The sequence below is a fragment of the Synechococcus sp. UW179B genome (assembly GCF_900474245.1).
Taxonomy (GTDB): Bacteria; Cyanobacteriota; Cyanobacteriia; order PCC-6307; family Cyanobiaceae; genus Synechococcus_C.
In genome coordinates, this window is record NZ_UCNZ01000026.1 from 1 (window position 1) to 25,386 (window position 25,386).

Here is a 25,386-nt window from a genome sequence, read left to right on the forward strand (position 1 = left end):
GAAAAGTGTTGCGTATGCGCTACGGGATGGACGGGGAAGAGCCGATGAGCCTCACGGGGATTGCCAAATCCATGAAGATGAGTCGAGACCGGACGCGCAGGCTCGAACGTGAAGGCCTTGAGATGTTGCGCCGAGGTGATGAACAACTCCACGCCTATGTGCTTGTTTAAGCCTGAATTCAGAAGAATTCGTCGAAGTTGTCGAAATCAACGGCTTTGAAATTGCCGGATTCCACTTGAGTCATTAATCGCTCCAATTGCACCCATAACGCTCCACCCGTGAGAAGGGAAAGCAGCATGGCAACCAGGTATCCAGCCCCAGACGCGAAGCCAAACACTTGAAGTGACCCTCCGATGAACAGGGTGATACCGAGCAGGGTTCCGGCATAACTCATCGTGACTTCTGCCGTCCCAAGGGGCAACAGGGCGAGCCGATCTTGCTTCCATCCATCTAAGCGAATCTGGATCAGACGCGCAAAGGTGAGCCCGCACAACACGCCAATGGCTAGCCCCAGCCCCGCCACGAGATAGGGAGGCTGGCTCATCGGAGCGTATTCCAGCAATATTTCACTGGGATCGAGATCACCAAAGAAATCACTGAGTGCATCGAGGTCGGCTTGGTCTAACTCGATGGGCATGAGGTCAGGGGCTAATCCCATAACAGTGAGGTTGAGAGTGTGAGGTGAAAGCGTTGGGGGGACCCTAAGCGGCAGCTAGTGGATTCAGTTGTTGGAGCATGCGCCCTGCAATGCGACGCGGGCTAAAGGTGCGTCCAAGCAGGGAGGTCAGGGATCTGATGTCTGCTGTGCTGAGGCGATCGTCACGCACGAGGGTGAGCAGCAGCCGTCTGCGCAGGTCGGCGCCATCCTTGCTCAGCAGTAAGCGCAAACCGGCTCCCGCAACTGGGATGAGCTCAGCACCCGGTGTGGGTGCATCGCTTCCCACAACGTCGAGGAGGCTTTCCAGTCGTTCGAGGCGTAGGTGGCCCTCGGAATCAAACAAGACCTCCAAAAGCTTTTCGCGCATTTCTTTGGTGTCTCCCGCCAAAAGTCGCTTCGCCACGTAGGGGTAGGCCACGGCAATGATTTTGAAATCCGGGTCTAGACGCAGAGCAAGACCCTCCTGACTCACAACGGCGCGGATGATCAGAGCAAAGCGAGCTGGCACGCGGAATGGATAGTCGTACATCAATTCCGAAAAGCGATCGGTAATCGCCTTGAAATTGAAGGTGCCAACGGAGTCGCCCAGGCTTCCCCCCAACACTTCTCTCAGCGGAGGAATGATCGACTCCAGGTCGGCATTGGGTGTCAAGAATCCCAGCTGTTGGAAATCCTTGGCCAGCGCTGAAAAGTCCTTATTGATCAGGTGAACCACGGCACCAGTGAGCGTTAAGCGGTCTGCATCACTGATGGAATCCATCATTCCGAAATCAACGTAGGCCACGTGACCGAGATCCCCCGTTTGTCCACTCAGGGCAAACAGATTGCCCGGATGAGGATCAGCGTGGAAGTATCCATATTCGAGAAGTTGCTGGAGGCCGCTAATCACCCCCGTGCGGATCAGGGCTGGGGGGTTGAGACGTTGAGATTTCAACTCCTGCCGATCTCTCATTTTTGTGCCATGAATCCAGGAGGTGGTAAGCACACGCCTAGCGGATAACAGGCGCTCAACCTTTGGAATCGTGACGGCTGGATTATCAGCAAACAGCGCAGAAAATCGTTCGGCATTGTCGGCTTCGCAGTAGTAATCGATTTCTTCAAACAAGCTGCGACCAAATTCATCGATGATCTCTCCCAATCCGAAGCCCAAGTTGAGAGGCAGGAAAGGTGCTCCGATCACGCCCAAGGTGCGAATCAGCACCATGTCGCGCCGCAAAATAAACGCAAGATTGGGGCGTTGCACCTTCACGGCAACCCAGTGCTGACCATGCAAACGCGCCTTGTAGACCTGCCCCAGACTGGCGGCAGCAACAGGGACGTCGGGAAAGTCTTCGAAGAGTTGCTCCACCGGAGCGCCTAGCTCCTCTTCAATGGTTTGCAGGGCGATCGCATGGTTGAAAGGGGGGAGATCGTCCTGAAGCTTGGTGAGTTCATCGAGCCAATCGCGTCGGATCAGATCAGGCCGTGTGGACAGGGCTTGCCCCACTTTGATGAAACATGGCCCCAGATTGGTGAGGGTGCGAAGCAGGGTTCTGGCCAGTTTTCGCTGCACCTCGGCGTCCTTGCTTCTGCCGCGAAGCAGCAAGCTGACGACCAACCCCGTGAGTGCCCAAATGATTTGGAGGACCCGCGGCAAATAGATCCACGGTCGGAGTAAGAGCCAGCGCGCATCCTTGCCAGGGGAGTAACGCATGCGTTGTTCAGAAGCGTCTTTAGGCGGGGTGTTGTTGGTCAGACTGATTCGCTCTGCCATATCCAACACACTTCGATCTTTAGATCGTGAATCTTAGGCAGATCGTTCCTTCAACTCGTTTCATGGGCGATTGAATGGCCATCGTTGTCGTGTTGTCTTTTCGTTCCATCGCTTTCTGGGCGACCCTGCCCCTTTTGGCTGAACTGAAGAAGCGCAGGCCCTTATGCACTCCTTAATTCCCTTATTGCGGCCTGATCGTCGGCAGCCTCTGCACTTGCCAGTGCATGGTCGGGGCAGAGCCTTGCCGCCCGCTTTGAAGCGTTTGCTGCGGCAGGCACCCGGTAGTTGGGACCTCCCAGAACTTCCAGAGATTGGTGGCCCCCTTGAGAGCGAAGGGGCTGTGGCTGAATCGCAAGCACAACTGGCTTCCCTATTGGGTGTTGCGGGTTGTTGGTTTGGTGTGAACGGGGCCACCGGTTTGCTTCAAGCAGCGCTTTCGGCCCTGGCAGGACCTGGGCAGGCGGTGTTGTTGCCGCGCAATGCGCATCGCAGCTTGATTGCTGCCTGTGTGATGGGAGGGATTCGGCCTGTGTTTTTACCCGTTCCTTTCCTGTCTGATCGTGGACATCCCGGTGCGATGTCTGAGCCATGCCTGGAGCAAGCGCTCATGGCTCTGCCTTCCATCCCCGAGGCGATCGTGGCTGCTGTGTTGGTGCATCCCACTTATCACGGGTATGCGTCCGACCCCACGCCGTTGATCGCAGCCCTGCATCGGCGCGGCTTGCCCGTGCTTGTGGATGAGGCGCATGGCACCCACTTCGCTTTCTCTGGCGGGGAGGACCTCCCGCGCTCCTCCCTTCATGCGGGCGCTGACCTCATCGTGCATTCCCTGCATAAATCAGCTCCTGGTCTCGGGCAGACAGCCGTGCTTTGGCTGCAAGGAATGCGTGTCAGCTCTGAAGCCGTGCAAGCGTCTTTGCTCAGGTTTCAGACCAGTAGCCCCAGTGCCTTGTTGTTGGCTTCCTGTGAGGCAACGTTGCATTGGATGCTGACCTCATCATGGGAGCGTTTGCTGCAGCGAAGGTTGAAGGAAGCGCATCAGATCGCCGCTCGCCTTCGTGCTGCAGGACTGCCCTTGAGAAGCAGTGATGACCCTTTGCGTTTGATTTTGGTGACGGCAGAGCAGGGAATGAGCGGTTTGGATGCCGATGCCTGGTTCATGCAGCGGGGATTGATCGCCGAGCTCCCAGAACCTTTGTGTTTAACCTTTTGCTTTGGCTTGGCCTCTCAGCGTGGGTTGGCTCAACGCATGCAACAGCTTTGGCGGAGGCTCCAGCTGTCCCAACCCCGTTCTGAGCCCTTGGAGCCGTTGCTTGTGCCGCCTCTGGAGACCAGTTCAACCCCTGAACTGCTTCCAGCGCTTGCCGTTCGGGCCCCAGCCTGTGAGCTGTCTCTTCAGGACAGTGGTGGGCGCATTGCCGCCGAGATGATTTGTCCCTACCCGCCAGGGATTCCATTGCTGATCCCTGGAGAAAGAATTGAATCGGATCGGTTGGAGTGGTTATTGAATCAGCACCAGAGATGGCCGGAACTGGTGCCCGGTAAGGTGAAAGTTCTGGCTGAAGAGCCGCAGGTGCAACTGGGGTGATTTCAGACGCAGCAAGCAGCAGCAAAGGCAAAACCAAGACGGGTTTTGATCGCAAGCGCTTGCTCAGTGGACTGCTGGCTGGCGCTTTTGGGTTGCTGGTGGTGGGACTCGGCGGCTGGTGGTTCACGCTCGCGTTGGGGGTGATCGTGCATCTGGGCTTGTTGGAATTTTTCCGAATGGCCCAGTTCAAAGGCATGAGGCCTGCCACGAAAACAACGCTTGTGGCGTGTCAGCTCTTGCTTTTGAGCACGCAGTGGGCCAATTCAGGAGGTCTTCCGGCTCTTTTGCCTGATGCCGTGCTGCCCTTATCGGGTGCAGCCATTTGTGGTTGGTTGCTCTTGCAGCCGGTTACAGGATCGATTGCGGACATCGCCGCTTCCATTTTTGGTTTGTTTTATCTCGGCTTTCTTCCAAGCCATTGGTTGAGACTTCGCAACCTGACTGATTTTGAAGTTGCTCCGATTTTGCAACGGCTAAGCATTGATAATTCCTGGCTTTCATCGGGCTTATTAATCACTCTGGCTGCCTGTTTAATGGTGGTTGCGAGTGATATTGGCTCCTACATGATTGGTCGTCGATTCGGACGCCATCCCCTGTCTCCAATCTCTCCGTCAAAGACGATTGAGGGGGCGATCGGAGGAGCCTTATGCTCTGTTTTAGTGGGGGCTTTGATGGCAAGCCTGATGGGCTGGAACCTGGGGTGGCTGAGTGGTGGTTTGCTTGGAGCGCTGGTGGGGTTATTTGCTCTTGTCGGTGATCTGACCGAGTCGATGATGAAACGCGATGCAGGAGTGAAAGACTCTGGAGATGCTCTTCCAGGACATGGGGGGATTCTGGATCGGATTGATAGTTATTTGTTCACCCCAGCGGTGGTGTATTACGCCTTGATTTTGATCATGCCTTTACTCGCCAACTAGAACTTCGAATTTGCAAGTCACGGAATGATCAAGGACTGATCAGGGACTAACAGTGGCCTTCCCTTGAAGGATTAATTGACCTGCTTTGAGGTTTGCCTTGTCAATGTGAATGACGGGATCCATGGGCAATAAAAACGATTTTCCTGTCTCGAGCTGGGTGATTTGAATGGTGCCTTCCGCGGCCTGAAGACCAAAACGAGCGCGAACAGGATCTTGGGTTGCAATCACGGCTGCCTGCAATTCCAGTAAGTCGTCGTCAATGCTCAAGGTTTGCAGAGGTGTGAGCCCCATCAATTGCTCACTGATGAGATCTCTTAACCACCTCCAACGATCACTGGCGAGGGCACGGTTGAGATCGGCTCCGCTGAGGACCACCTCTCCATCAATGGTGAAGGGGTGCGAAAGCTGAATCGGTTGGCCAGGATTGGAGGGATTGATGTGGGCTTGAAGGGCACCGGATTTGAGCTCAGCCCGCAGAAGGGGGAGTTTCTGAAAACTCACTTTGCGAGCGGTTAAGGACACACCTTCCAGCTTGCCGCGCAGAAGTTGCAAAGCTGATCCTTGGAGATTCAGCTTCAACTCACCGACGTCATCGCATTGACCTCGGATCCAAATTTGCAGACCATTGGACAGCAGCTGTAGCAGCGGGCCAGAGCTATTTGCGTTCATGGCAGTCATTCTGATGCTTGCCAGCGTTTCGCCACCAACTCCGGTTGATCGAGATGGGGAAGATGCCCGCAATTGGCAACCGATTCAAGCTTGTCTCCCAATAATTCCTGAGCGGAACGTTTTTGAGGAGCGCGCAGGATTCGATCCTGTTCACCCCAGAGCACATGCAGGGGCTGAGGGGGAAGGGGGGCACCACACCCGGCAAACCCTCCGCTGCGGGCGAAGGCCGCTAAGGAACGGGCCCACCCAGGCACCTTGAGATGCAGGGATGCAATCTCAATTTCTGGTTCTCCAACGTTGCTGTCGGGATCGGCGAAGGCTTGTCTGCATAAACCTCGTCTCACGCCAGGTCTGCCTAGAAACCAAACCCCTAGTTGGTCCAGCACCGGAGGCAGGGGCATCGGTTTGCCATCCAGTCCTGCTGGAGCAAGAAGCAGCAAGCGATCGATGCGTTCGGGGTGGCGCCGCGCCAGTTCCATCGCGACAGATCCACCCATCGAGGCTCCGATCACACCGATGGTTTCGTCTGTTGGCAGGGTGTCGAGCAGGGCATCGAGATGGTTGAGCACCAGCTCAGGTCCGTAGCTGGTTTGTTCTGGCCTTGGACAGAACCCGAAACCGAACAGATCGGGAATGATCAGTTTGTTGTTGGTTTTGAGCAGGGGCACCAGACGTCTGAATTCCAGATTGGAACTATCAAATCCGTGCAGTAACAACACCGGTGGCCCACTGCCCACAGTCACCACTGGGTAGTGGTCTGCCCCCCCATCGGTGCAGGCAAGTTCCAACCACTCCAAGCCCTGGAGCTGTTCACGGGCCAGAGGATCGAGAAGGGTGGATGCAGCGTTCTCGAGAATGCGCTTGTTGGTCAAGCTTCGGTCTCCAGCGAGGTGCTGAAGGAGCGACTGTCTGCGTCGGTGCTCACGAGAGCTTCCAGCAGATCGGTCTCAGTGACATCGAAGGGGAGATGGTGCAGGTCGGAGCCTGGCCGGCAGGCGAAGCTGCAAATGGCGCGCAATTCATGCAACCCAGCTTCTCCAAGTCCAAGATCTTGGAGCGTGACCGGGACACCCAGCTCTTGAAGCAGAGGCAAAAGTTGACGACGGGATTGGGCGGCTAATTGATTGCCACCAAGGCGCTCTTCTAGCCGGAGCTGCACAAGAATGCCGAAGCCCACTTTTTCTCCGTGCAACTTGCTGTGACAGGAATGCAATTGCGTTAAGCCGTTATGGACCGCATGGGCCGCAACCGTTCTGCATTGCGCACCTCCAAGGCCACCAATCACCCCGGCGGTGAGACCACAGGCTTCAGCCACCCGAACCCAGGCTTCACTCTCAGGTTGAGCCATCGCCTCGCGGGCATCGATCAAAAGTTGATCGCGAAGCACCCGGGCCATCTGTACGGCCTGTTGGATGATTCCGTCCGTGCTGGATCCGCTCCCCACAGAGGCCTCGTACCACTTGGCGAGGGCGTCGGCGATGCCACTGGCCAACGTTTGATTCGGGGCTTGGCGAACCAGGCCATGGTCAAAAATCAAAAGATCTGGGCAAGCGGCGAGTGCCTCGTCGGAAATAAAGGCTCCATCGGGGGAATAGATGTTGGCAAGCGCTGTCCACCCGGCGCAGGTCGCGGCACTAAGCGGCACCGTGATGCATGGAAGCTTGAGTCGATAGGCCAGAAGTTTTCCTGCGTCTAAAACCTTTCCTCCACCGGCTGCAATCACGGCGTCACAGGCTGTTGCCTGCAGTTGGGCCTGCAGGCGTGTGAGGTCGTCTTCGCAGCAGTCGAACTGGAGTTCGCTCTCCACAACGGCCAAATCACAGCCGATGAGATCGGCCTTTAATCGAGCACGAATGGCTTGGGTTGCGGGGCTGCGTCCGAGTAGGGCAGGTCGCTGACAGAGATCAGCAATAGCGGGGAGACCTTGTTGCCAGGCTTGCTCTCCCCGGATCACCCGGGAAGGAGCAATGGCATGGGTATGGCAAACCAACGACGTGGTCATGCTTGCCTCAAACCCCAGCGTTGGCCAGTTGAGGTGTCACTGGGGTGGTGGTGTTGAGGTGTCGAACAACTACTTTTTTGTCGTGGTCGATGTCCACTTCAGCGGAATCGCCTTCCTTGATACGCCCGGTGAGGACTTCCTCCGCCAGGCTGTCTTCGAGAAGACGCATCACGGCACGACGCAAAGGTCTTGCGCCGTAAGCAGGGTTGTAACCCTCCTCCACAAGCCGCTCTTTGAAAGCATTGGACACCGTCAAGGTGATTCCCTTGTCGCCAATACGAGCGAAGACCTCTTTAAGCATGATTTCAGCAATGTCTTTCACCTCCTCACGGTTGAGTTGACGGAAGACGATGATTTCATCAAGACGGTTAAGGAATTCAGGGCGGAAATACTGCTTCAGTTCCTCATTTACAAGAGATTTGATTCTGTTGTATTGATTCTCTTCGGCATTTTCACCAGAGAATTCGAAACCTAAACCACCACCACCTTTTTCAATCACTTTCGAACCGATGTTCGAAGTCATGATGATCAAGGTATTTTTGAAATCAACGGTCCTTCCTTTGGAATCGGTCAGGCGACCATCTTCGAGAAGTTGCAGAAGCAAGTTGAAGACATCGGGATGGGCTTTCTCAATCTCGTCAAAGAGAACAACGGTGTAAGGACGACGGCGAACCGCTTCGGTGAGCTGTCCTCCTTCGTTAAATCCCACATATCCAGGAGGTGAACCGATCAATTTGCTGACCGTGTGCCTCTCCATGAATTCCGACATGTCGAGACGGATCATCGCTTCTTCGCTACCGAAGAAATAGGCGGCGAGAGCCTTGGTGAGCTCGGTTTTACCAACGCCGGTGGGGCCAGAGAAAATGAAGCTGGCAATCGGACGATTGGGGTTTTTCAGGCCAACGCGTGCCCGCCGAATCGCCTTGGAAACCGCTTTCACCGCCTCATCTTGTCCAATCAAACGCTTATGGAGTGTTTCCTCCATGTTCAACAATTTGACGGACTCGCTCTCGGTGAGCTTCTGAACGGGGACTCCAGTCCAGGAGGCCACGATGTGAGCGATATCTTCCTCGTCCACAATCGGAGTGGTGAGGAGTTGAGGTTGGGCTGTTGATCCTTCCGCTGAATCGGAGGACAAAGCCTCTCCCACCGCACCCTCGCTGGTTTGGCCGGCATCCCCGCTGTTAACAGGAGTTTCTTCTCGGCTGCTTTGCAGCAACGTGCGGATCTTTTCACGCAACTCAACTTCTTTGTCGCGGAGTTCTCCTGCGCGACCGAAGTCTTGATCGCGAACAGCATCCTCTTTTTCCTTCTGGACAGCGCGGAGCTCTTTGTCCACTTCCTTGGCGGCAGGGGGAAGCTTGGAATTCAGCAAACGAACTCTGCTTCCAGCTTCATCAATGAGATCGATGGCCTTATCTGGAAGGAAACGATCGGAGATATAACGATCCCCCAAGGTTGCTGCTGCATCGAGGGCCGCGTCGGTGATTTTGAGGCGATGGTGCTGCTCGTAGCGCTCGCGCAGTCCCCTCAGAATTTCAATCGTGTCTGGGATGGAAGGTTCGCCCACGGTGACGGGCTGGAAGCGACGCTCCAGGGCCGCATCGCGCTCAATGTGTTTGCGGTATTCATCAAGGGTGGTTGCTCCGATGCATTGGAGTTCGCCACGAGCCAGTGCTGGCTTGAGGATGTTGGCGGCATCGATGGCACCTTCAGCCGCTCCAGCACCGATCAAGGTGTGAACCTCGTCGATCACCAAGATCACATTGCCGGCTGATTTGATCTCTTCCATAATCTTCTTGAGCCGCTCCTCAAATTCCCCTCGATATTTCGTGCCTGCAACGAGCAAGCCGATATCGAGGGTGAGAACGCGCTTCTCTTCAAGAATGTCTGGGATATCCCCCTGCTGAATTCTCTGAGCAAGGCCCTCAGCAATAGCCGTCTTGCCAACTCCTGGTTCCCCGATAAGAACAGGGTTGTTTTTTGTGCGTCGGCCGAGAATCTGGATCACCCGTTCGATTTCTTTGTGACGTCCAACAACCGGATCCAGTTTGGATTCAGTTGCCAATTGGGTGAGGTTGGTGCCGAATTCATCCAACGTTGGAGTCTTGGTGGACCCTTTGGCTCCGCCACCCCCTCCGGCTCCCACTTCAGCTGTTTCGCCAAGCATGCGAATCACCTGAGTGCGCACCTTCGCCAGGTCGACTCCGAGATTTTCGAGCACGCGTGCCGCAACCCCTTCGCCTTCGCGGATCAGGCCTAAGAGCAGGTGCTCGGTGCCGATGTAGTTGTGACCCAGCTGCCTCGCCTCTTCCAAGGAGAGTTCAAGGACGCGCTTGGCACGGGGAGTGAAAGGAATCTCAACGGCAACGAAGCCTGATCCCCTTCCAATGATTTTTTCAACTTCAACCCGAGCGTCCTTGAGGTTGACGCCCATCGACTTGAGCACTTTGGCGGCGACGCCAGTGCCCTCACCGATCAAACCCAACAAAATCTGCTCTGTTCCAACAAAGTTGTGGCCGAGGCGACGGGCCTCTTCCTGGGCCAGCATGATCACCTTGATGGCCTTCTCGGTAAACCGCTCGAACATCTTGAGGGCCGTTAATGGTGAAACCAAGCTATCAGGGATGAAGAGTTGTTGTGATCACTCTCGATACCAACTCAGATCCCAGTAGTGATTTGGGGTGAGCATCCCAAAAAGTGTTAATCAATGCAGAAATGTAGTGCGGGTTTCTGTTTGATCAGTGCGGTTATCCCTACCGATTGCGTGCTGAATTGATTCAATTCAGTTTGATGTCTGTTTGCAGCTCAAGGGACTGAATCAAGGCGTCCTTGCCGTTGCGGTAATAGCCGGCCCTGCGACCAATGGTGTGGAAGCCAAAGGCCCCGTAAAGAGCGAGGGCTCCATGGTTGTCTTCGGCCACATCAAGAAAGGCCTGCCTTGCCCCGGCGTTGCTGGCGTCCACGAGCAGCTGTTTCAAAACAGTTCGGCCCAGTCCTTGGCGCCGTTGCTCAGGATCAACGGCAACCACGGTGATTTGGAGCTCATCGAGGACAACCCAGCCGCTGGCCACTGCAGACACATTGTCTGAGCCCTCTGTCATTCCGACACAAATGCGCTTGGGATCGGAGAGTTCACGCTCCCAATGGTCGGCATTCCAAAGGCCATTGAGCGCTCGGGCATCGAGTTTTAGGCAGGCCAAAGCATGCGTTGGATTGAGCCTGATTGTTTTTGGAGTCAGGGTTGAGAAGCGTCGCTTCTTACATTGCCCTGATTGCCTGCCCCTGACGAAGCCATGGCCACCCCTTATGAATCCGGCTGTGATCCCGTCAGCCCCAATCGAAATCTCGCTCCCGTCTCGGCTGAGCTCGATGATCAGGGCCGTCTGATGGTGGGGGGCTGCCGTCTGAGCGAACTCGCAGAGCGATACGGAACCCCGCTTTACGTCCTTGATGAGCTGAGCATTCGCGCCTCGGCTCAGGAATACCGCGAAGCCCTAAAGCGTCATTACCCCGGCGATTCCCTTGCCGTGTATGCATCAAAAGCCCATAGCTCCTTGGCCTTAACCGGACTCGTGGCTTCAGAAGGGCTGGGTCTTGATGCCGTTTCAGCTGGAGAGTTGCTCACAGCACTCGATGGAGGGATGCCGCCAGAACGCATGGTGCTGCATGGCAATAACAAGTCGGTGGAGGAGCTCGCCCTTGCCTACAGCCATGGCGTGATGGTGGTGGCTGATAACCAGCACGATCTGGATTGCCTCGCTGAGCTCGTTCCCAAGGGTGGAGCACCGGTTCGCTTGATGTTGCGTTTCACGCCGGGCATCGAGTGCCACACCCATGAGTACATCCGTACGGGACATTTGGACAGCAAATTTGGGTTTGATCCCGATCAATTGCAGCCCGTGCTGACAGCGTTGGCCGGGTGTGCTTGGGCCCGTGTTGAAGGCCTACACGCGCACATTGGCTCGCAGATTTTTGAACTGGATCCGCATCGGGATTTGGCGGCTGTGATGGCAGATGCCCTGAAGTTGGCCCGTGAGCTCGGACATCCAGTGCGTGATCTCAATGTCGGCGGGGGGCTGGGAATTCGCTACGTCGAATCCGACGATCCACCGTCGATTGATGCCTGGGTCAAGGTGGTGGCTGAAGCCGTGACCTTGGCCTGCAGGGAGCGTGGTCTTGAGCTGCCGCGCTTGATGTGCGAGCCGGGTCGTTCTCTGGTGGCATCCAGTGGGGTGACGGTGTACACCGTGGGTGCACGCAAGGTGGTTCCTGGCATTCGCACCTATGTCTCTGTTGACGGTGGGATGAGCGACAACCCGCGTCCGATCACTTACCAGTCGCTCTATACGGCCTGTCTTGCTGATCGTCCCCTGGCAACGGCAGACGAAACGATCACTTTGGCCGGAAAACACTGTGAATCCGGTGACGTGTTGCTCAAGGATCTGCCGTTTCCGACTTGCCGCAGTGGTGAGGTGCTCGTGGTTCTGGCGACGGGTGCCTACAACCTCTCGATGAGCTCGAACTACAACCGGATTCCAAGACCCGCTGCCGTGCTGGTGCATCAAGGCGAGGCGGAGCTGATTCAGCGGCGAGAACAGCCAGAGGATCTGCTTCGTTTTGACCTGATGCCAGATCGCCTGCGCTCGTTAAAGTGAGGTGAACGTATGAGGGGTGCATAAACGGAATGGCGGTGTTGCAACTTCGCCTGCTGATCGACGTTTTCTGCGCCTCTGCTCTTGGTTTTCTTCTCTTCACGAGAGTCAACGAGCAGCGAACCCTTTGGCTGTTAAGGGGGTACCTGTTTCTTGTTGCTCTCGCTTGGTTCGTTAAACGCTTTTTCAATCTTCCGCTCACATCGACGTTGGTCGATGCCTTGGTTCTGGCCTGCTCGCTTTCTTTGGCCATCCTTTGGCAAGGGGAATTGCGCCGGCTGATGGAGCTGCTCGGCACCGGAAGGCTTGCCGTTTTGTTGGGGAATCCGCAAAGCAAGCTCAGAGCGACCGCCAGCACCGTTGCGCAACTCACGGATGCGGCAGGCCGGCTGTCCAAATCGCGCCGTGGTGCCTTGATCGTGGTGGATTTGGGTAGTGATTTGCGCCCCGAGGATTTCCTGAATCCAGGGGTGACCGTCGATGCTCAATTGAGCAGTGAACTCCTTCTCAACCTGTTTGCTTCTGACACCCCTCTGCATGACGGTGCTGTGGTGCTGAAGGGAAATCGCATTATTTCCGCTGGCGTGATCTTGCCGCTGTCGCGGCAAGGGATTAGTCGCTACGGCACCCGACACCTCGCGGCCTTAGGAATCACGGAACGCTTTGACCGCTGCATCTGTGTTGTGGTTTCGGAAGAAACAGGCACTCTGTCGCTCGCGAATCAGGGCAAGCTCGAACGTCCGATCACCAGTTCGCGTCTTCAGGATCTCTTGACCGAACTGATGGCGGCTCCAGTGACTTCAACGCCAGCGAAAACCGGGTCTTCACGTAGCGTGAAAAGTGCTTCCCAGGACTCAACGCCTTGAGTCAACGCTTGGTCACTAGTTCTGATGACGCTCGGATAGACGTTCGTCCTGCCGAGATCAATCCTCAGCGTTTGCCGGCTCACGTAGCAGTGATCATGGATGGCAATGGACGCTGGGCCCAATCAAGGGGCTTACCGCGGGTGATGGGGCATCGGGCCGGTGTTGAGGCTCTGAAAGCCACCTTGCGTCGCTGTAGCGATTGGGGTGTGAAGGCTCTCACCGCTTACGCCTTCTCCACGGAAAACTGGTCTCGCCCTGGAGACGAGGTGAATTTTTTAATGACGCTGTTTGAGCGGGTGCTGGAACGGGAGCTTCAGGCCTTAGAGGCGGAGAGGGTGCGGATCCGTTTTCTTGGTGATCTTGAGCCCCTGCCTTCCCGTCTGCAGTCCTTGATTGAGGAGGCGACAAAGCGCACGGCGTCCAACGATGGAATTCATTTCAACGTTTGTACTAATTACGGCGGACGGCATGAGCTGGTGATTGCTGCCAGACGGCTGGCTCAACGGGCAGCCAGTGGGGAGCTTGACCCCGCTGAGATCGACGAGCAGACCCTCGCAGGCGAATTGTTCACCGCCGGTGAAATCGATCCCGATCTCTTGATTCGCACCAGTGGGGAACATCGAATCAGCAATTTTTTGTTGTGGCAGCTTGCCTATGCCGAAATCCACGTCACCGATGTCCTCTGGCCCGATTTCGATCGTGATGCCTTAGTGGGTGCGTTTGTGGATTACCAAAGCCGAACCCGTCGCTTTGGGGGGTTAGTGGTCTAATCGCCGATGCTCTGGGATCCTGAGGGTTCGAGGTTTTCTCTCAGGGTGATGACGGAAGCGGTTGAAGTGCGCCACGACTGGACGCGAAGCGAGATCGAAGCGCTTCTGGATCTTCCACTGATGGATTTGCTTTGGCGTGCCCAGGGGGTGCATCGAGCGTCCAACCCTGGATATCACGTTCAGTTGGCCTCGCTTTTGAGCGTCAAAACCGGAGGCTGTGAAGAAGACTGCGCCTACTGCCCTCAATCGATGCATCACAGCAGTGATGTCACGGGGCAGCCCGAATTGCAGGTTGCTTCTGTTTTAGAGCGTGCCAAAGCAGCCAAGCAGGCAGGTGCGGATCGATTTTGCATGGGCTGGGCTTGGCGTGAAATCCGTGAGGGTGCCCCCTTCGACGCCATGTTGAAAATGGTGAGTGGCGTGCGTGCCCTGGGGATGGAAGCCTGCGTGACCGCCGGAATGCTCACCGATGACCAGGCACAACGCCTCGCTGAAGCGGGTTTAACGGCGTACAACCACAACCTCGATACCAGTCCTGAGCACTACGACAAAATCATCACCACCCGGACCTTTCAAGAACGTCTGGAGACGCTTGAGCGGGTGCGTCAAGCGGGTGTGACCCTGTGCTGCGGCGGCATTATTGGCATGGGGGAAACCGTGAAGGATCGAGCCTCCATGCTGGAGGTGCTGGCGTCGATCAACCCCCATCCAGAAAGCGTTCCGATCAACGCCTTGGTGGCAGTGGAGGGTACTCCGCTCGAAGAACTCCCTCCCATCGATCCCATCGAGCTCGTGCGCATGATTGCTGTCACGAGGATCCTGATGCCAAGCAGTCGGGTTCGTCTGAGCGCGGGTCGGGAACAGCTCAGCCAGGAGGCTCAGATTTTGTGTTTGCAGGCTGGTGCGGATTCGATTTTTTATGGTGAAACGCTGCTCACGACGGGAAACCCCGCTGTGGAGGCTGACCGTGCCCTGCTTCGCACGGCCGGAGTGCTGGCCAACTGGCACTCCCCTGCGGCTGCCTGATGGAACCGGCAATGGGAGCTGATGGAGTCCAGAGCGATCTGTTGGTGGCGGCTTTTTATGCCTTTACCCCTTTGGCTGAGGCGGATCAACAGGAGCTCCTCAGCGCCCTTCCCCCCCTGGCTCAGACCGAAGCCGTTCTCGGGTCAGTGCTGATTGCTGCTGAAGGCGTGAACGGCACGGTGTGCGGTCCTTCGCTGGGAGTGGAGCGATTGCTCGCTCTTCTACGCAGCGAACTTCAGTTGGGTGATGCCCATTACGAGTGTTTGGAGGTGAAGCGCAGCTGGAATCCGGATCAAGTGTTTCGACGCTTTAAGGCCAGGAGCAAGCGCGAAATCGTCACGCTTGGCCAGCCCCAAGTGGATCCTCGCGACAGTGTGGGCACGTACGTGGACCCTCAAGACTGGAATGCCTTGATCGATGATCCCAACACGTTGGTGATCGATGCGCGCAACACCTACGAGGTGGCGATCGGTAGTTTTGCCGGGGCCCTGAATCCGCAAACGGAGAGTTTCAGAGACTTCCCCCACTGGGTGGATCAAGAGCTTCGTCCCCGTGTGGAGCGAGAGGGACCTCAGCGGATTGCAATGTTTTGCACGGGAGGAATCCGATGTGAAAAGGCCAGCAGTTTTCTGCAGCAGCAGGGATTCGGCGAAGTTCATCATTTGCGCGGGGGCATTCTTCGCTACCTCGAAGAGGTTCCTGAGCAGAACAGCCGTTGGCAAGGGGAGTGTTTCGTGTTTGACCAACGCGTTGCGCTCAACCACCAGTTGGAACGGGGCGACTACTGCCTTTGCCATGCTTGCGGCCTGCCGGTTTCCTCTGAGCAGCAGACCCTGCCGAGTTACATCAAGGGCGTGCAGTGTGTGCATTGCATCGATCAATTCACAGAGGCCGATCGCCGCAGATTTGCGATGCGCCAACAACAGATCGACCAGCTTCAGGCCTAGTGCTTCAGTAGCCCTGACTTGCTTTCAGGCTTCACTTGCTGCCCATCCTTTACAGCTTTCGCCGTTGTCCCTACGCGATGCGTGCTCGCTGGGCCCTGCTCCAGGCAGGGCTCTTGGTGCATTGGCGTGAGATTGAGCTCAAAGCCAAGCCTGCAGCGATGCTGGAGGTCTCGGCGAAGGGCACGGTTCCTGTGCTGGTCCTTCCGGATGGCAGCGTGATCGATGAGAGCTTGGCGATCATGCGCTGGGCTTTGCAGCAGGCCGATCCCCGAGGCGTGTTGGAGGGGGATGGCTCGGACTTTTTGATCGAAGAAAATGATGGGCCGTTTAAGCATCATCTCGATCGCTTCAAATACACCGATCGCTATCCAGGAGCCTTAAAGGAGAACCATCGCCAGGCTGGTCTTGAGATCCTGCGCCGTTGGAGCGAACGCATCCGTCGGAACGGCTGGTTGCTGGCGGATCGGCTGGCTTTGGCGGATGCGGCCCTCTGGCCGTTTGTACGGCAATGGCGTCTGGCGGATGAAGCTGGATTTGATGCCGATCATCACTTGGCGCCATTGCGGGAGTGGCTCATGCGCTTTCTCGATGACCCGATGATGGAACGGTTGATGCAACGGGCAGATCCTTGGTTGCCAGGCGCCATGCAACCGATTTTCCCGGCGGATGCCATTGCGATTCCCATCGATCAGCCGTTGTTTCATCTCGCCTTGGAATCCGATTGGAAGGCTGCGCTGCAGCACGGCGAGTATCGCGTTTCAACCCGCGGACTTTCTCTTGAGCAGGTGGGATTCATTCATCTGTCTTGGCAAGAGCAGGTGCAAGACACGTTTGATCGGTTTTATGCCGACGCTGGTGCCGTCCTATCGCTCAGAATCGATCCAAAGCTGGTGTCTGCCCCCCTGCGAGCAGATGCCATTCACACAGGCGTGCTTTTCCCGCATCTGTATGGCCCGCTTCCCATTGCCTCGGTGGTCGAGGTGAGTCCCTTCTCTTCCCTGCCCACGTGCTGATGCTCAATGACTTAGAAGCTCAGGCGCGCGAGCGCGGCTTGCTGCTGCGCCTCAAGGTGGGACGCCCCTTAGGGCTGTGGAGTTTGCGTCTGGTGGTGGCTGAACAGTTGGCTGATGATCGCTTGCAACTCCAGGGCGAGATGAAAGCCTGGGCCTATGGCGCCAGCGCTGGATTGCAGCTCGATACGATGCGCGTTCATCCCCAAGCTCCGGCCGGAACAGGCGATTTGATTTGGGCCGCCACCATGGCTTGGGCGTTGGAGTCCACTCCTTGCCGGAGGGCCAGGCTGTTGGCGATTCGCGATGCAGAGGGCCAACATCGGCGTTTGGTGCGCTATTTCCAACAGCGGGGCTTCCACACGGTGCGTGAGGTGGAAGCAGCTGTTTGGGATTTGCCTCTGCGCATGGTTTGGGGTGGTGCTGGTGCGCTGATGACGGCTGATTGTGCCCAGGTGCAGCAGCGAGCAGAGCAGCGCTGGACGGCTCAGTCGCCCGCCGCGTGATAGCTGCTACGGACCAAAGGTCCACTGCGCACTTGAGAAAAACCAAGCTCGCTGGCGATGGCACCAAGCTCTGCAAATTCCGTGGGGTGCCAGTAACGCTCTACGGGGATATGGGCCAAGGAAGGCCGGAGGTACTGGCCGAGTGTGATGCGCTGACAATCCACACGGCGTAGATCTTTCAAGGTGTCGACGACTTCATCTTTGCTTTCACCCAAACCAAGCATCAGGCCACTTTTGGTGGGTATCGATGGAGCAAGCTCTCTGGCCGCGGCGAGTAGTCCAAGCGAGCGGATGTACGTCGCTCCACGGCGCACTTCGCCTTGCAATCGTTTCACCGTCTCGAGATTGTGGTTGAAACAAACGGGCTGTGCCTTCAGAACGCTCGCTAACCGTTGCCGTTGAGCTTGGAGGGCTTTGGCTTGATCGGCCACACCGCCCCAGAAGTCTGGGGTGAGCACTTCGATAGCGATCAAGGGGTTGCGGGCGCGAATCGCCGCCATCGCGTTGGTGAACAAGCTGGCCCCATGGTCTGCAAGGTCATCGCGGGCTACGGCCGTGAGGACCACATAGCGCAGTCCCATGCGCAGCACGGCTTCCGCCACCCGTGCCCCTTCCTCAGGGTTCAGGGCTTCTGGTGATCGGCCTTTGTCGACTTGGCAGAACGCACAACTACGGGTGCAGATGGAGCCACCGAGCAAGAAGGTGGCGGTATTGGCTGCGTAACACTCCCCCCGGTTGGGGCAGCGGCCCTCCTCGCAGATCGTATTGAGCCCGTTTTGTTTGACCAGGTTTTGCACCTCTTCAATCGCCGAGGCATTGCCGATCGGCCGTCTCAACCACTCGGGTAGGCGCTCACTGGGGCGGATTCCGCTGTAACGGCTCATGCTCGTTTTCATGACCGCATTTCTGGGGGGTTCATTCAACTGCTCGACGGCCTTCAAGCGCCCGACTCAAGGTGACGTCGTCGGCATATTCGAGTTCGCTTCCGACCGGAAGGCCGTAGGCGATACGGCTGACGTCCGTAAATGGTTTGAGCAGGCGAGCCAGGTAAAGGCTGGTGGTGTCCCCTTCCACGCTCGGTGTGAGCGCCAGGATCACTTCTTTGATGTCGTCTGCTGCGACCCTGTTCACGAGGCTGCTGATTTGCAGCATTTCTGGACCAATGCCGTCCATCGGAGAGATCAGGCCGCCCAAAACGTGATAGTTGCCGGCATATTCTCTGGTGCGTTCAAGGGCAAGCAGATCCCTTGAATCGGCCACCACGCAAAGCAAGCCGATCGAGCGCTCTGGATTCCTGCAGATCTCACAGGTGGGTTCCGCACTGAGATGGAAACAGGTTTGGCATTGCCCCACCTGACTTCTTGCTGCCAATAGAGCATCAGCAAAACTATGGATCTGCTCTTCCGGTTGGCGAAGCAGATGGAGCGCCAGCCGTTGTGCGGTCCGTGGACCAATGCCAGGGAGACGTTCGAACTGGTCGATCAACCGGGCTAGCGGTCGGGTGAAGCCGCTCAGAACTCTTCTGCAAGTCTCTGAAATCTAGGCAGGGAGATCTCCGGGCAGAATGGGATGGATTCATGAACGATTCGATGCGCTTCCCTTCGCAAGTTCCGCTCCGATCGCTCCTCAGCGTCGTCTGTGTTTTATTGCTCACCGCCTGCAGTGGCGCTGGAGCTGGTCTTAATTCGTTCCAGAGCCCTGATGGCAGGTACGCCTTCCTCTATCCCACGGGTTGGACCCGTGTGGCGGTGACGGGAGGTCCCACCGTTGTCTTTCACGATTTGATCAACAGTGATGAGACGGTGAGCCTGGTGGTCTCGGATGTGGATGCTGATAACGACCTCCAAACCCTTGGCAGTGCTGTTGCCGTTGGGGAACGGTTGCGCCGTGATGTGATCGCCCCAGATGGGAGTGGACGCAATGCCGAGTTGATCGAAGCGCGAGAACGGGAGTCCTCAGGTCATACGTTCTATGACCTCGAGTACGCCGTGCATCTTCAGGATCGTGACCGCCATGAGCTGGCCACCGTCGTTGTTGATCGGGGCCGTTTGTATACCCTTGCCACAAGCACGAATGAAAGCCGCTGGCCTCGCGTTAAAGACTTATTTGAGTCTGTGATTACATCGTTTACGTTGTTGATCTGATAGATGTCCTAGCCATGGAGGAGGAGCTGATCCTTGAACTGATCCTTGAACATTGTTGACACAAGATTAATGTTCTTAGAATGACCTCATCCATGGTTTTCAGGATGGACCTGCAGAAGAGATATTCCTTGTGGCTTTAATGTCCCTCAGCAAGTTGAAAACGCGTTGGACTGGTCTTGATGACCATCGGCAGGTTGGGGTCTGTTTGGCAGGGATGGGGGGATTGTTCACAGCTTGGCTTTTGTTTTGGCCAGTCCCTACTCAAGTTGAAGGGAAAGGAGTTCTGATCTATCCAGATAATGCTGGCGTTTTGAATGCCAGGTCTGCTGGTCAAGTGCTTGATGTTGATGTGCGTGTCGGTGATCGCGTTGAGAAACAGCAGGTCCTCATGACGCTGTATTTGCCTGAGCTTGAAAGTGAACTGGAGCAAGAAAAAGGGAATTTAAATCAGCTTCAAAAACAAAATGTCGAGTTAAACCAGCGCGATGCATTGAGGATTGAGACTGCACGACAGGCTCTCGATACAACGCTCGCCAAACTCAAAGATGACGAGCGACGGCTGGGTGACCTCCAGAGCACGTTTGCGGGAAAGCTTCGCAACCTTGAATGGTTATCGCGTCGTGCGGTGGTCGCTCCCCTGTCCAATGAAGTGGTGTCAGCAGAGCAAGGACTGACCAGCACCAGTGTTGCTTTGGATGACCTCAAGATTCAAAGCAAACAAGCGCTGACGATGTTTCAGCAAATCAAACTAGATCTTGAGTCTGAGCAGCTCGATCGGACCTTTGTTATTGATGATCTGAAGCGCAAGATTCGCGTCAGTGAGGCGAAATTAGCCTTTGATGGCACGATTACAGCCCAACGCGATGGCCGTGTGCTGGATCTGCAGGTGATTCCCGGTCAGACCATCAAAATGGGGGATCGTCTTGGCACGATTGGACGGGGTGATGAGGCCCGAGGTAACGGCCGCGATCTGATCGCTGTCGCCTACTTCTCCCCTGCTGATGCGCGTCGTTTACCCCTAGGGCTCCCCGTTGAAGTGGTCCCGCGCTGGAACCAAAGGGGGCGTTTTGGCGGCATTGAAGGGAAGGTAACGAGTGTGCTCACCTTGCCTGCAACCCAAGAAGATATCGCCACAACAACCGGTAATGCACAGCTGGCGAAAGACTTGGTCGGGGATGGCCCAGTGATGCGAGCTGAGATCAGTCTGCAGCGTCAATCCAACTCTGATGACGGATTCCTTTGGACGCTTTCTGATGGAAGTGGCGTCTTCCCGATTCGCGATGGTTTGACTGTGGACACCTTTGCTTATGTCGAATGGCGTTCACCGGTCACCTATGTCTTGCCGGGGCTTCGTTCGCTCACAGGTGGTTATCGCTCCTTGAGGATTGACCGCTTCTTTGACTTACCTTTTCTGCGCCAACCAGACACTCTTCCTTGATTCTGTTTCCACGATGTCATTGCGTCCACTCCTCAAACAAGAGATTCCTTGGTTAATCTCTGAATTGGTTTTATTGATCGTGCTTTTGAATGCTAACCCACCAGAATTATGGTTTTGGTTCGTCGTTTTTTTGGTGATTTTTGGGTATCGAATTGAGCGCTGGTGGTCTTCAAAGTCTCATTAGCTAAGGCTGCTTTCAAGGAAAACGAAGCGTTAATTGGGTTAAGACGGGTTCGTTAGGATTCTTAGGCATGGGTAAGAGTTCACGCAGCATGCGTGCATAGGTGACATTCACATCCACAGTGGCGAATAATCGTCTCACTAAGGCATTCACGAGCTGTTCTTGGGTCATGGATAGATCCACTTCATCGCTCAGTCCGGTCTGGTAGCGCAGTTGTGTGTCGCGGAAGGCCTCTTTGCTGGCACCAACCGCTCGTCTAGCTGACACTAATTTCGCCAAACTTGCTTCATGATTTAAAAACGCTCGCTCGAGTCGTAAGCGAATCGCGTTTCGGGTCTTCGCATATTGTTCGGCGGCTGCTTGCTCTTGAAGTTGCAGTGCCTTCACTCTGTTTGAGGTTCCACCGGCATCAAAGATCATCCAATGGAAGGCCAGCCCCACCGACCATTCGTAACCGCTGACTTGCTCGAGTGGAAGAAACGTGCCGCCGCAGCATCCACCTCCGATCAGCGAAAGATTGAAGGTGCGTTCTACGCCGCCCAGGCCACCGGCTGCTGCAAATAGGCTGAGGCGCGGGAGTAGCTGGGCAGCCGCCTCATCTTGACGACGCATCAGTGCCTGTTGTGTGGCGAGAATCGCTGTGAGCTCTGGATTGTCGTCATAAGCCGCCAACACCGTTTTTTCTAGGTTTAAGGGCCATCGTGGTTGGAGTGTGATCGGGTCGCTGGCACTGGGGGTGATCTCACTCGACAGGTTGAGAACGGTCCAAAGTTCACGGCGGGCGACCGCACGATCAGTCATTGCTTGGATCAAACTTTCTTCGTCCAAAGCGAGAAGGCTGCTCCGTCTGAGCAGATCCACTCTTGGAACAAGACCAGCTTGTTTGAGGTTAAGTGTGTCTTCTAAAACGACAAGATCGGTGCGAACGATCGCATCGCGAATGCGCACAAGTTGCTCAGCACGTTGAAGGTTGTAATAGGCCTCACTCACTTCAAGCTGAATCGCTCTTAACTGGTTGGCATAGAGATTTTCTTGTTGCCTAAGACGGGCTTGTGCGGCTTGAACTCTGGGAGTTCGCGCAAAATTAATGATGTCGTAATCGACTTGAAGCCCCGCATCGGCGGAGACCCCATTGGATACCAACCCGATGCCCCCCCCGGGTGGCTGGTAAAAGGGGCCAGCACTCACTCCACTGATGTCTTTCCCATTCTTGGTCAGCGCAAAATTGGGAGTCTGATCTTTTTGATTAAAGAGCGATCCCAGTCCATAGGTGTTGTTGCCGTAGGGGGTGTAGGTGGTTGTTCCGCTTTGAAATCCATCCAGATTGGCGAACACACTGATCGTTGGCCAATAGCGACTTGATTCGGATGCAATGGTGGCGGCCTGCGCCTCGATTAAATCTCGCTGAGCGCCTAGGGAAGGGTTGTTGCGGAAGGCTGTCGTGACAGCCTTTTCAAGAGTGAGAGAAAGGACGCGTGTTTGGCGGTCAGTGGATGAAGGAAGGCGAAGAAGTGGATCAGGCTGCGCGTCTTGTTCTGTAAGCACACCGGAAGGAGAGGCATTGACATCGATCAGCCGTTGGGGGATTTCCAGGGTTCGGAGATCGTCACTGCTCTCGATCGCTGGTGCTGGACCGGTCAACGTGTCAATAGCGTTGACCTGGATATTCAGTCGTTCCCAGTTTTTCTCAAGTTGTTCTGTTGTGTCATCTCGATCAAGGGGAGCCGCAATGGACTGAGCGGCGACGGGCGCGAAGGTGCTGCAAATCAATCCGAGCGCGGATAGGTAACGGCTGAGGACCAGATCACATCGGGAGGAATTCAACACGTGCTTCGGATGACGGCTCCTAAAGCCACTTTTGGGTATGTTCACGCACTTTGGTCAGCAGTGACAGGTGTCCATGGCACAAGTTGGTTGAGTTTGACCGTTCGCGATTCATCGTGATCATGACCATGAGACTGTTTGCAAGCTGAACGAGGCTGCAGCAATGGATCGCCAATTCCTTCCATAGATTTTTGCCCTTGACGGATCAATGCATGGGAGAAAGCTTCGCCTTTTTGGATCAACTTTTTGGGTGAGACTCTCGGCCAGTTTGGATGGATCTTTGGGATGCTTATTAATTGGGGTTGATTGAATCTTCTACCTATGACTTGTTTGAGATGGCTGTCATGGATGGAATCGATACCGCTTCGATGATGGCCGATCGAATGTAGTCAATCAAGGTAACTCTTAGGATGATTTGTCTCAATCGTTGCTTGCTGATCTGGCTGTGTTCATTGGCTAGGTGGTCGTGGGTGGTTTGTTCGAGCCATTGGCCATAATCACAAGAAAGATTCTTGATCTTAAGCATCGCCTGAGGATTTAATTTTTGATAGCTAATTGTTTTTGGGCTTCTGAGCTCGCTGCTAATCGTTAGGATCTGCTTGCAGAGTATGTCTAATAATTCTGCTTCCTTTTGGTGAAGTTGCTTGATTTTTTCAGGCTTCTGAATGGGCGCACTCAGGCTTCTTATCGCCCATAGGGAGGTGAGTAGTTGTGAAGCTAGAAGGTCGATGCTGCTCCATAGTTCATGCAACGGATGCTGTTCAGGGTTCACTCCTAGCTCCATTTGTGCCATGGCCTGCTGTTGTCTCGCTGCATTGAGTTGTGTTTGGAGGGAGATGCGATTTGCCTGTTGTTGTTTTGGTGATCTGGCGCTTATGGAATCATCCTTCAGCCGACGACTCTCTGTTGATAATTCTTGTTCGATAGCTGCGAGTAGTGATGCAAATTGTTGATGGAGTGCGGGAATGCTTCGACTGGGCCATATCGATTGTGATGCCCACAGTGATATAACAATCCCAAGTCCAGTCCAGAAGAGGCGAATCGGGCCCCAGACGGTTTCCACCTGTTCATGGACAAGCCATCCCATCACAATGATATTCCCAGCCACTTTGTAGCCCACTTGTAGACCTAAAATCCCTCCAAAAAGCCTCGTTGTGGCTAGAGCCAGCCCGAGCCCTAAAGGAAGAGGTAGCTCCAGTCCTCGGGTGAAAATGATCAGGACAATGACACCCATGAGGGAGCCCAGCAGTCTCTGAATGCCAAGCCTCATTGAATTTCCGTAGGTGCTTGCTAAGACAGCTGTTGTTGTGAGTGGTAAGTAATAGCCATAGGGAATAGGGCTTAGGAGACCAAGTCCGGCACTGAGTCCGGTGACGACGGCGAGGCGTAGATCTTGTCGAGTCAACCAGGGATGCTGCTCGTGATGACGTTTGCTCTGTTGAGGGTGATGGTTATGACCTAGCATTTATTTGCTTCCTTGAATCAAAATTTGATTCAGGCGTCTTTGACTGTTGACCAGTCGAAGAAAGCATGTGAACTCTTCCTCCAAGAGGATCCTCTGGGCGAGGCCAAGTGGATGATCTTGATCGTGGAGTTTTAATCGCTTCCAGCCAATCACGTAGTTTGGATCTAACTGTTCAGCCAATTCAGGTAATCGTAGAGACTGGTTCCTGTGCGATAGATCATCAAGAAGCCTCTCGCTTAAAATCCAGTGCGATTGAAGGCTGCGCCAAAGGCTGATGCGTTGTTTCCAGCGCAGCCGAATGAGCTGATGGCGATGCCGTGGACCGAGTTGTTGTTCGATATTGATCAGACGCTGAATTTCTAAAATATCTCGCGTGATTGAGCCAGGATTTAATGGAGGTGGTGGAGTCGTGATCCCCTGCAGTGCTTGCGTGTGATGCTGCATCCGCCGATTCAGTGCGGTCATCAGTTTTTGATGGATTTCTTCCATGCGCTTCAAGCGATCTTTCGGCCAAAGCAAATGGCCTATCACTAAAGCTACGCAGATTCCAACGAGGGTGTCGATGCTCCTATTAAGGATGTAACTCCAATTTAAGAGTGCGTAATCATGGATCCCTAGAAACATCACCGTAATCACAACAGCCGTCGATAAACCACTGGTCCAGCCCAGGCGCCGAAGCAGGGGGACGGTGATCAGAAGACTGACCAATATCCCGATCCAGCCTGATAAAAGTGTATGGACTAGAAAGACAACCAAGCCCCCACTAATCGTGCCGAGAATTCTGCCTCGAGCTGCTCGTAGAGTATTTTCATCTTGATCATCAACCACAAAAATTACGGCTAAGACCGAATACCAAACGAAGTCGATTCGATCAAAGTGCTGAGCGATTGCGCAGGTAATTAAGACACTAATTCCGAGTCTCAGGCTTTGTTTGACAATGTTGTCGTTCATGCCGGATATGCTTGCT

General features: G+C 55.2%; 24 protein-coding genes. 12 read left to right on the top strand and 12 right to left on the bottom strand.

Annotation, left to right across the window (positions count from 1 at the left end; genetic code table 11):
• On the top strand, positions 1 to 170 hold a 170-nt coding region (locus DXY38_RS11225), incomplete at its 5' end, for a sigma factor-like helix-turn-helix DNA-binding protein (RefSeq protein WP_305791127.1).
• 8 nt (positions 171 to 178) lie between these two features.
• Here DXY38_RS11225 and DXY38_RS11230 read toward each other — a convergent pair.
• Positions 179 to 658 carry a hypothetical protein gene (locus tag DXY38_RS11230; protein ID WP_006852311.1) on the bottom strand — a complete coding sequence of 160 codons (480 nt, stop codon included), beginning with the start codon at positions 656 to 658 and terminating at the stop codon, positions 179 to 181.
• Positions 659 to 701: 43 nt separating this feature from the next.
• On the bottom strand, positions 702 to 2,351 hold the full coding sequence (locus DXY38_RS11235) for an AarF/ABC1/UbiB kinase family protein (protein WP_115072032.1): 1,650 nt from the start codon (positions 2,349 to 2,351) through the stop codon (positions 702 to 704).
• Positions 2,352 to 2,574: 223 nt separating this feature from the next.
• Here DXY38_RS11235 and DXY38_RS11240 point away from each other — a divergent pair, with 223 nt between their 5' ends.
• Positions 2,575 to 3,999, top strand: a complete 1,425-nt coding sequence (locus DXY38_RS11240) for an aminotransferase class I/II-fold pyridoxal phosphate-dependent enzyme (RefSeq protein ID WP_115071729.1) — start codon at positions 2,575 to 2,577, stop codon at positions 3,997 to 3,999.
• Positions 3,996 to 4,916 (top strand): phosphatidate cytidylyltransferase, encoded by a 921-nt coding sequence (locus DXY38_RS11245; protein ID WP_115071730.1) that lies wholly within the window; start codon positions 3,996 to 3,998, stop codon positions 4,914 to 4,916. Before DXY38_RS11240 ends, DXY38_RS11245 begins: the two co-directional genes overlap by 4 nt.
• A 39-nt stretch (positions 4,917 to 4,955) precedes the next feature.
• On the opposite strand, the gene DXY38_RS11250 is transcribed toward DXY38_RS11245, so the two are convergent.
• The 5 genes from DXY38_RS11250 to DXY38_RS11270 all read right to left on the bottom strand — a co-directional run bounded on the left by DXY38_RS11250 (position 4,956) and on the right by DXY38_RS11270 (position 10,790).
• On the bottom strand, positions 4,956 to 5,594 hold the full coding sequence (locus DXY38_RS11250) for a DUF2993 domain-containing protein (protein ID WP_115071731.1): 639 nt from the start codon (positions 5,592 to 5,594) through the stop codon (positions 4,956 to 4,958).
• The gene (locus DXY38_RS11255) at positions 5,591 to 6,457 is read right to left on the bottom strand and encodes an alpha/beta fold hydrolase (RefSeq protein WP_115071732.1); all 867 of its coding nucleotides are present in this window, start codon (positions 6,455 to 6,457) and stop codon (positions 5,591 to 5,593) included. The genes DXY38_RS11250 and DXY38_RS11255 overlap by 4 nt, the downstream gene beginning before the upstream one ends.
• Positions 6,454 to 7,587 (bottom strand): iron-containing alcohol dehydrogenase family protein, encoded by a 1,134-nt coding sequence (locus DXY38_RS11260; protein WP_115071733.1) that lies wholly within the window; start codon positions 7,585 to 7,587, stop codon positions 6,454 to 6,456. The genes DXY38_RS11255 and DXY38_RS11260 overlap by 4 nt, the downstream gene beginning before the upstream one ends.
• Positions 7,588 to 7,594: 7 nt before the next feature.
• Entirely contained in the window at positions 7,595 to 10,177 is a 2,583-nt protein-coding gene (locus DXY38_RS11265; RefSeq protein WP_115071734.1) for an ATP-dependent Clp protease ATP-binding subunit, read from the bottom strand.
• Between the two features lie 190 nt (positions 10,178 to 10,367).
• Positions 10,368 to 10,790 (bottom strand): GNAT family N-acetyltransferase, encoded by a 423-nt coding sequence (locus tag DXY38_RS11270; protein WP_115071735.1) that lies wholly within the window; start codon positions 10,788 to 10,790, stop codon positions 10,368 to 10,370.
• A 93-nt stretch (positions 10,791 to 10,883) separates the two neighbouring features.
• Here DXY38_RS11270 and lysA point away from each other — a divergent pair, with 93 nt between their 5' ends.
• Genes lysA through DXY38_RS11305 form a run of 7 tightly spaced genes read left to right on the top strand, consistent with a single transcriptional unit; the run spans position 10,884 to position 17,367 of the window.
• Complete coding sequence (gene lysA / locus DXY38_RS11275) at positions 10,884 to 12,245, top strand: diaminopimelate decarboxylase (RefSeq protein WP_115072033.1); 1,362 nt, start codon at positions 10,884 to 10,886, stop codon at positions 12,243 to 12,245.
• Between the two features lie 29 nt (positions 12,246 to 12,274).
• Positions 12,275 to 13,108 carry a diadenylate cyclase CdaA gene (gene cdaA / locus DXY38_RS11280; protein WP_115071736.1) on the top strand — a complete coding sequence of 278 codons (834 nt, stop codon included), beginning with the start codon at positions 12,275 to 12,277 and terminating at the stop codon, positions 13,106 to 13,108.
• On the top strand, positions 13,105 to 13,878 hold the full coding sequence (locus tag DXY38_RS11285) for an isoprenyl transferase (RefSeq protein ID WP_115071737.1): 774 nt from the start codon (positions 13,105 to 13,107) through the stop codon (positions 13,876 to 13,878). Before cdaA ends, DXY38_RS11285 begins: the two co-directional genes overlap by 4 nt.
• 48 nt (positions 13,879 to 13,926) lie before the next feature.
• Complete coding sequence (bioB, locus tag DXY38_RS11290; RefSeq protein ID WP_115071738.1) at positions 13,927 to 14,904, top strand: biotin synthase BioB; 978 nt, start codon at positions 13,927 to 13,929, stop codon at positions 14,902 to 14,904.
• Entirely contained in the window at positions 14,904 to 15,851 is a 948-nt protein-coding gene (locus tag DXY38_RS11295; protein WP_115071739.1) for a rhodanese-related sulfurtransferase, read from the top strand. The genes bioB and DXY38_RS11295 overlap by 1 nt, the downstream gene beginning before the upstream one ends.
• A 35-nt stretch (positions 15,852 to 15,886) precedes the next feature.
• Positions 15,887 to 16,864 carry a DUF952 domain-containing protein gene (locus DXY38_RS11300; RefSeq protein ID WP_115071740.1) on the top strand — a complete coding sequence of 326 codons (978 nt, stop codon included), beginning with the start codon at positions 15,887 to 15,889 and terminating at the stop codon, positions 16,862 to 16,864.
• Positions 16,864 to 17,367, top strand: a complete 504-nt coding sequence (locus DXY38_RS11305; protein ID WP_115072035.1) for a hypothetical protein — start codon at positions 16,864 to 16,866, stop codon at positions 17,365 to 17,367. The genes DXY38_RS11300 and DXY38_RS11305 overlap by 1 nt, the downstream gene beginning before the upstream one ends.
• On the opposite strand, the gene lipA is transcribed toward DXY38_RS11305, so the two are convergent.
• On the bottom strand, positions 17,349 to 18,251 hold the full coding sequence (lipA, locus tag DXY38_RS11310; RefSeq protein WP_115072034.1) for a lipoyl synthase: 903 nt from the start codon (positions 18,249 to 18,251) through the stop codon (positions 17,349 to 17,351). The genes DXY38_RS11305 and lipA overlap by 19 nt on opposite strands.
• A 31-nt stretch (positions 18,252 to 18,282) precedes the next feature.
• Positions 18,283 to 18,882 carry a recombination mediator RecR gene (gene recR / locus DXY38_RS11315; RefSeq protein ID WP_071778013.1) on the bottom strand — a complete coding sequence of 200 codons (600 nt, stop codon included), beginning with the start codon at positions 18,880 to 18,882 and terminating at the stop codon, positions 18,283 to 18,285.
• Between the two features lie 74 nt (positions 18,883 to 18,956).
• On the opposite strand from recR, the gene psbP reads away from it, so the two are divergent.
• Together psbP and DXY38_RS11325 are read left to right on the top strand one after the other, a co-directional pair.
• Positions 18,957 to 19,511 (top strand): photosystem II reaction center PsbP, encoded by a 555-nt coding sequence (psbP, locus tag DXY38_RS11320; RefSeq protein ID WP_006852329.1) that lies wholly within the window; start codon positions 18,957 to 18,959, stop codon positions 19,509 to 19,511.
• A gap of 139 nt (positions 19,512 to 19,650) precedes the next feature.
• Positions 19,651 to 20,949 (top strand): NHLP bacteriocin system secretion protein, encoded by a 1,299-nt coding sequence (locus DXY38_RS11325; RefSeq protein ID WP_115071741.1) that lies wholly within the window; start codon positions 19,651 to 19,653, stop codon positions 20,947 to 20,949.
• A 196-nt stretch (positions 20,950 to 21,145) separates the two neighbouring features.
• Here DXY38_RS11325 and DXY38_RS11330 read toward each other — a convergent pair whose 3' ends face one another.
• From DXY38_RS11330 to DXY38_RS11340, 3 genes are all read right to left on the bottom strand, one after another.
• The gene (locus DXY38_RS11330) at positions 21,146 to 22,957 is read right to left on the bottom strand and encodes a TolC family protein (protein ID WP_244279112.1); all 1,812 of its coding nucleotides are present in this window, start codon (positions 22,955 to 22,957) and stop codon (positions 21,146 to 21,148) included.
• A 316-nt stretch (positions 22,958 to 23,273) separates the two neighbouring features.
• The gene (locus DXY38_RS11335; protein WP_115071743.1) at positions 23,274 to 24,419 is read right to left on the bottom strand and encodes an FUSC family protein; all 1,146 of its coding nucleotides are present in this window, start codon (positions 24,417 to 24,419) and stop codon (positions 23,274 to 23,276) included.
• Entirely contained in the window at positions 24,420 to 25,370 is a 951-nt protein-coding gene (locus DXY38_RS11340) for an aromatic acid exporter family protein (RefSeq protein WP_170952940.1), read from the bottom strand. It abuts the gene before it with no gap.
• Positions 25,371 to 25,386 lie beyond the last annotated feature (16 nt).

Coding starts and splice junctions, on each gene's coding strand:
- psbP (WP_006852329.1), top strand. CDS start 18,957: ATGCGCTTCCCTTCGCAAGTTCCGCTCCGATCGCTCCTCAGCGTCGTC.
- cdaA (WP_115071736.1), top strand. CDS start 12,275: ATGGCGGTGTTGCAACTTCGCCTGCTGATCGACGTTTTCTGCGCCTCT.
- DXY38_RS11295 (WP_115071739.1), top strand. CDS start 14,904: ATGGAACCGGCAATGGGAGCTGATGGAGTCCAGAGCGATCTGTTGGTG.
- DXY38_RS11305 (WP_115072035.1), top strand. CDS start 16,864: ATGCTCAATGACTTAGAAGCTCAGGCGCGCGAGCGCGGCTTGCTGCTG.
- DXY38_RS11230 (WP_006852311.1), bottom strand. CDS start 658: ATGGGATTAGCCCCTGACCTCATGCCCATCGAGTTAGACCAAGCCGAC.
- bioB (WP_115071738.1), top strand. CDS start 13,927: ATGACGGAAGCGGTTGAAGTGCGCCACGACTGGACGCGAAGCGAGATC.
- DXY38_RS11340 (WP_170952940.1), bottom strand. CDS start 25,370: ATGAACGACAACATTGTCAAACAAAGCCTGAGACTCGGAATTAGTGTC.
- DXY38_RS11325 (WP_115071741.1), top strand. CDS start 19,651: ATGTCCCTCAGCAAGTTGAAAACGCGTTGGACTGGTCTTGATGACCAT.
- lysA (WP_115072033.1), top strand. CDS start 10,884: ATGGCCACCCCTTATGAATCCGGCTGTGATCCCGTCAGCCCCAATCGA.
- DXY38_RS11260 (WP_115071733.1), bottom strand. CDS start 7,587: ATGACCACGTCGTTGGTTTGCCATACCCATGCCATTGCTCCTTCCCGG.
- DXY38_RS11235 (WP_115072032.1), bottom strand. CDS start 2,351: ATGCGTTACTCCCCTGGCAAGGATGCGCGCTGGCTCTTACTCCGACCG.
- DXY38_RS11335 (WP_115071743.1), bottom strand. CDS start 24,419: ATGCTAGGTCATAACCATCACCCTCAACAGAGCAAACGTCATCACGAG.
- DXY38_RS11265 (WP_115071734.1), bottom strand. CDS start 10,177: ATGTTCGAGCGGTTTACCGAGAAGGCCATCAAGGTGATCATGCTGGCC.
- lipA (WP_115072034.1), bottom strand. CDS start 18,251: ATGAGCCGTTACAGCGGAATCCGCCCCAGTGAGCGCCTACCCGAGTGG.
- DXY38_RS11240 (WP_115071729.1), top strand. CDS start 2,575: ATGCACTCCTTAATTCCCTTATTGCGGCCTGATCGTCGGCAGCCTCTG.
- DXY38_RS11250 (WP_115071731.1), bottom strand. CDS start 5,594: ATGACTGCCATGAACGCAAATAGCTCTGGCCCGCTGCTACAGCTGCTG.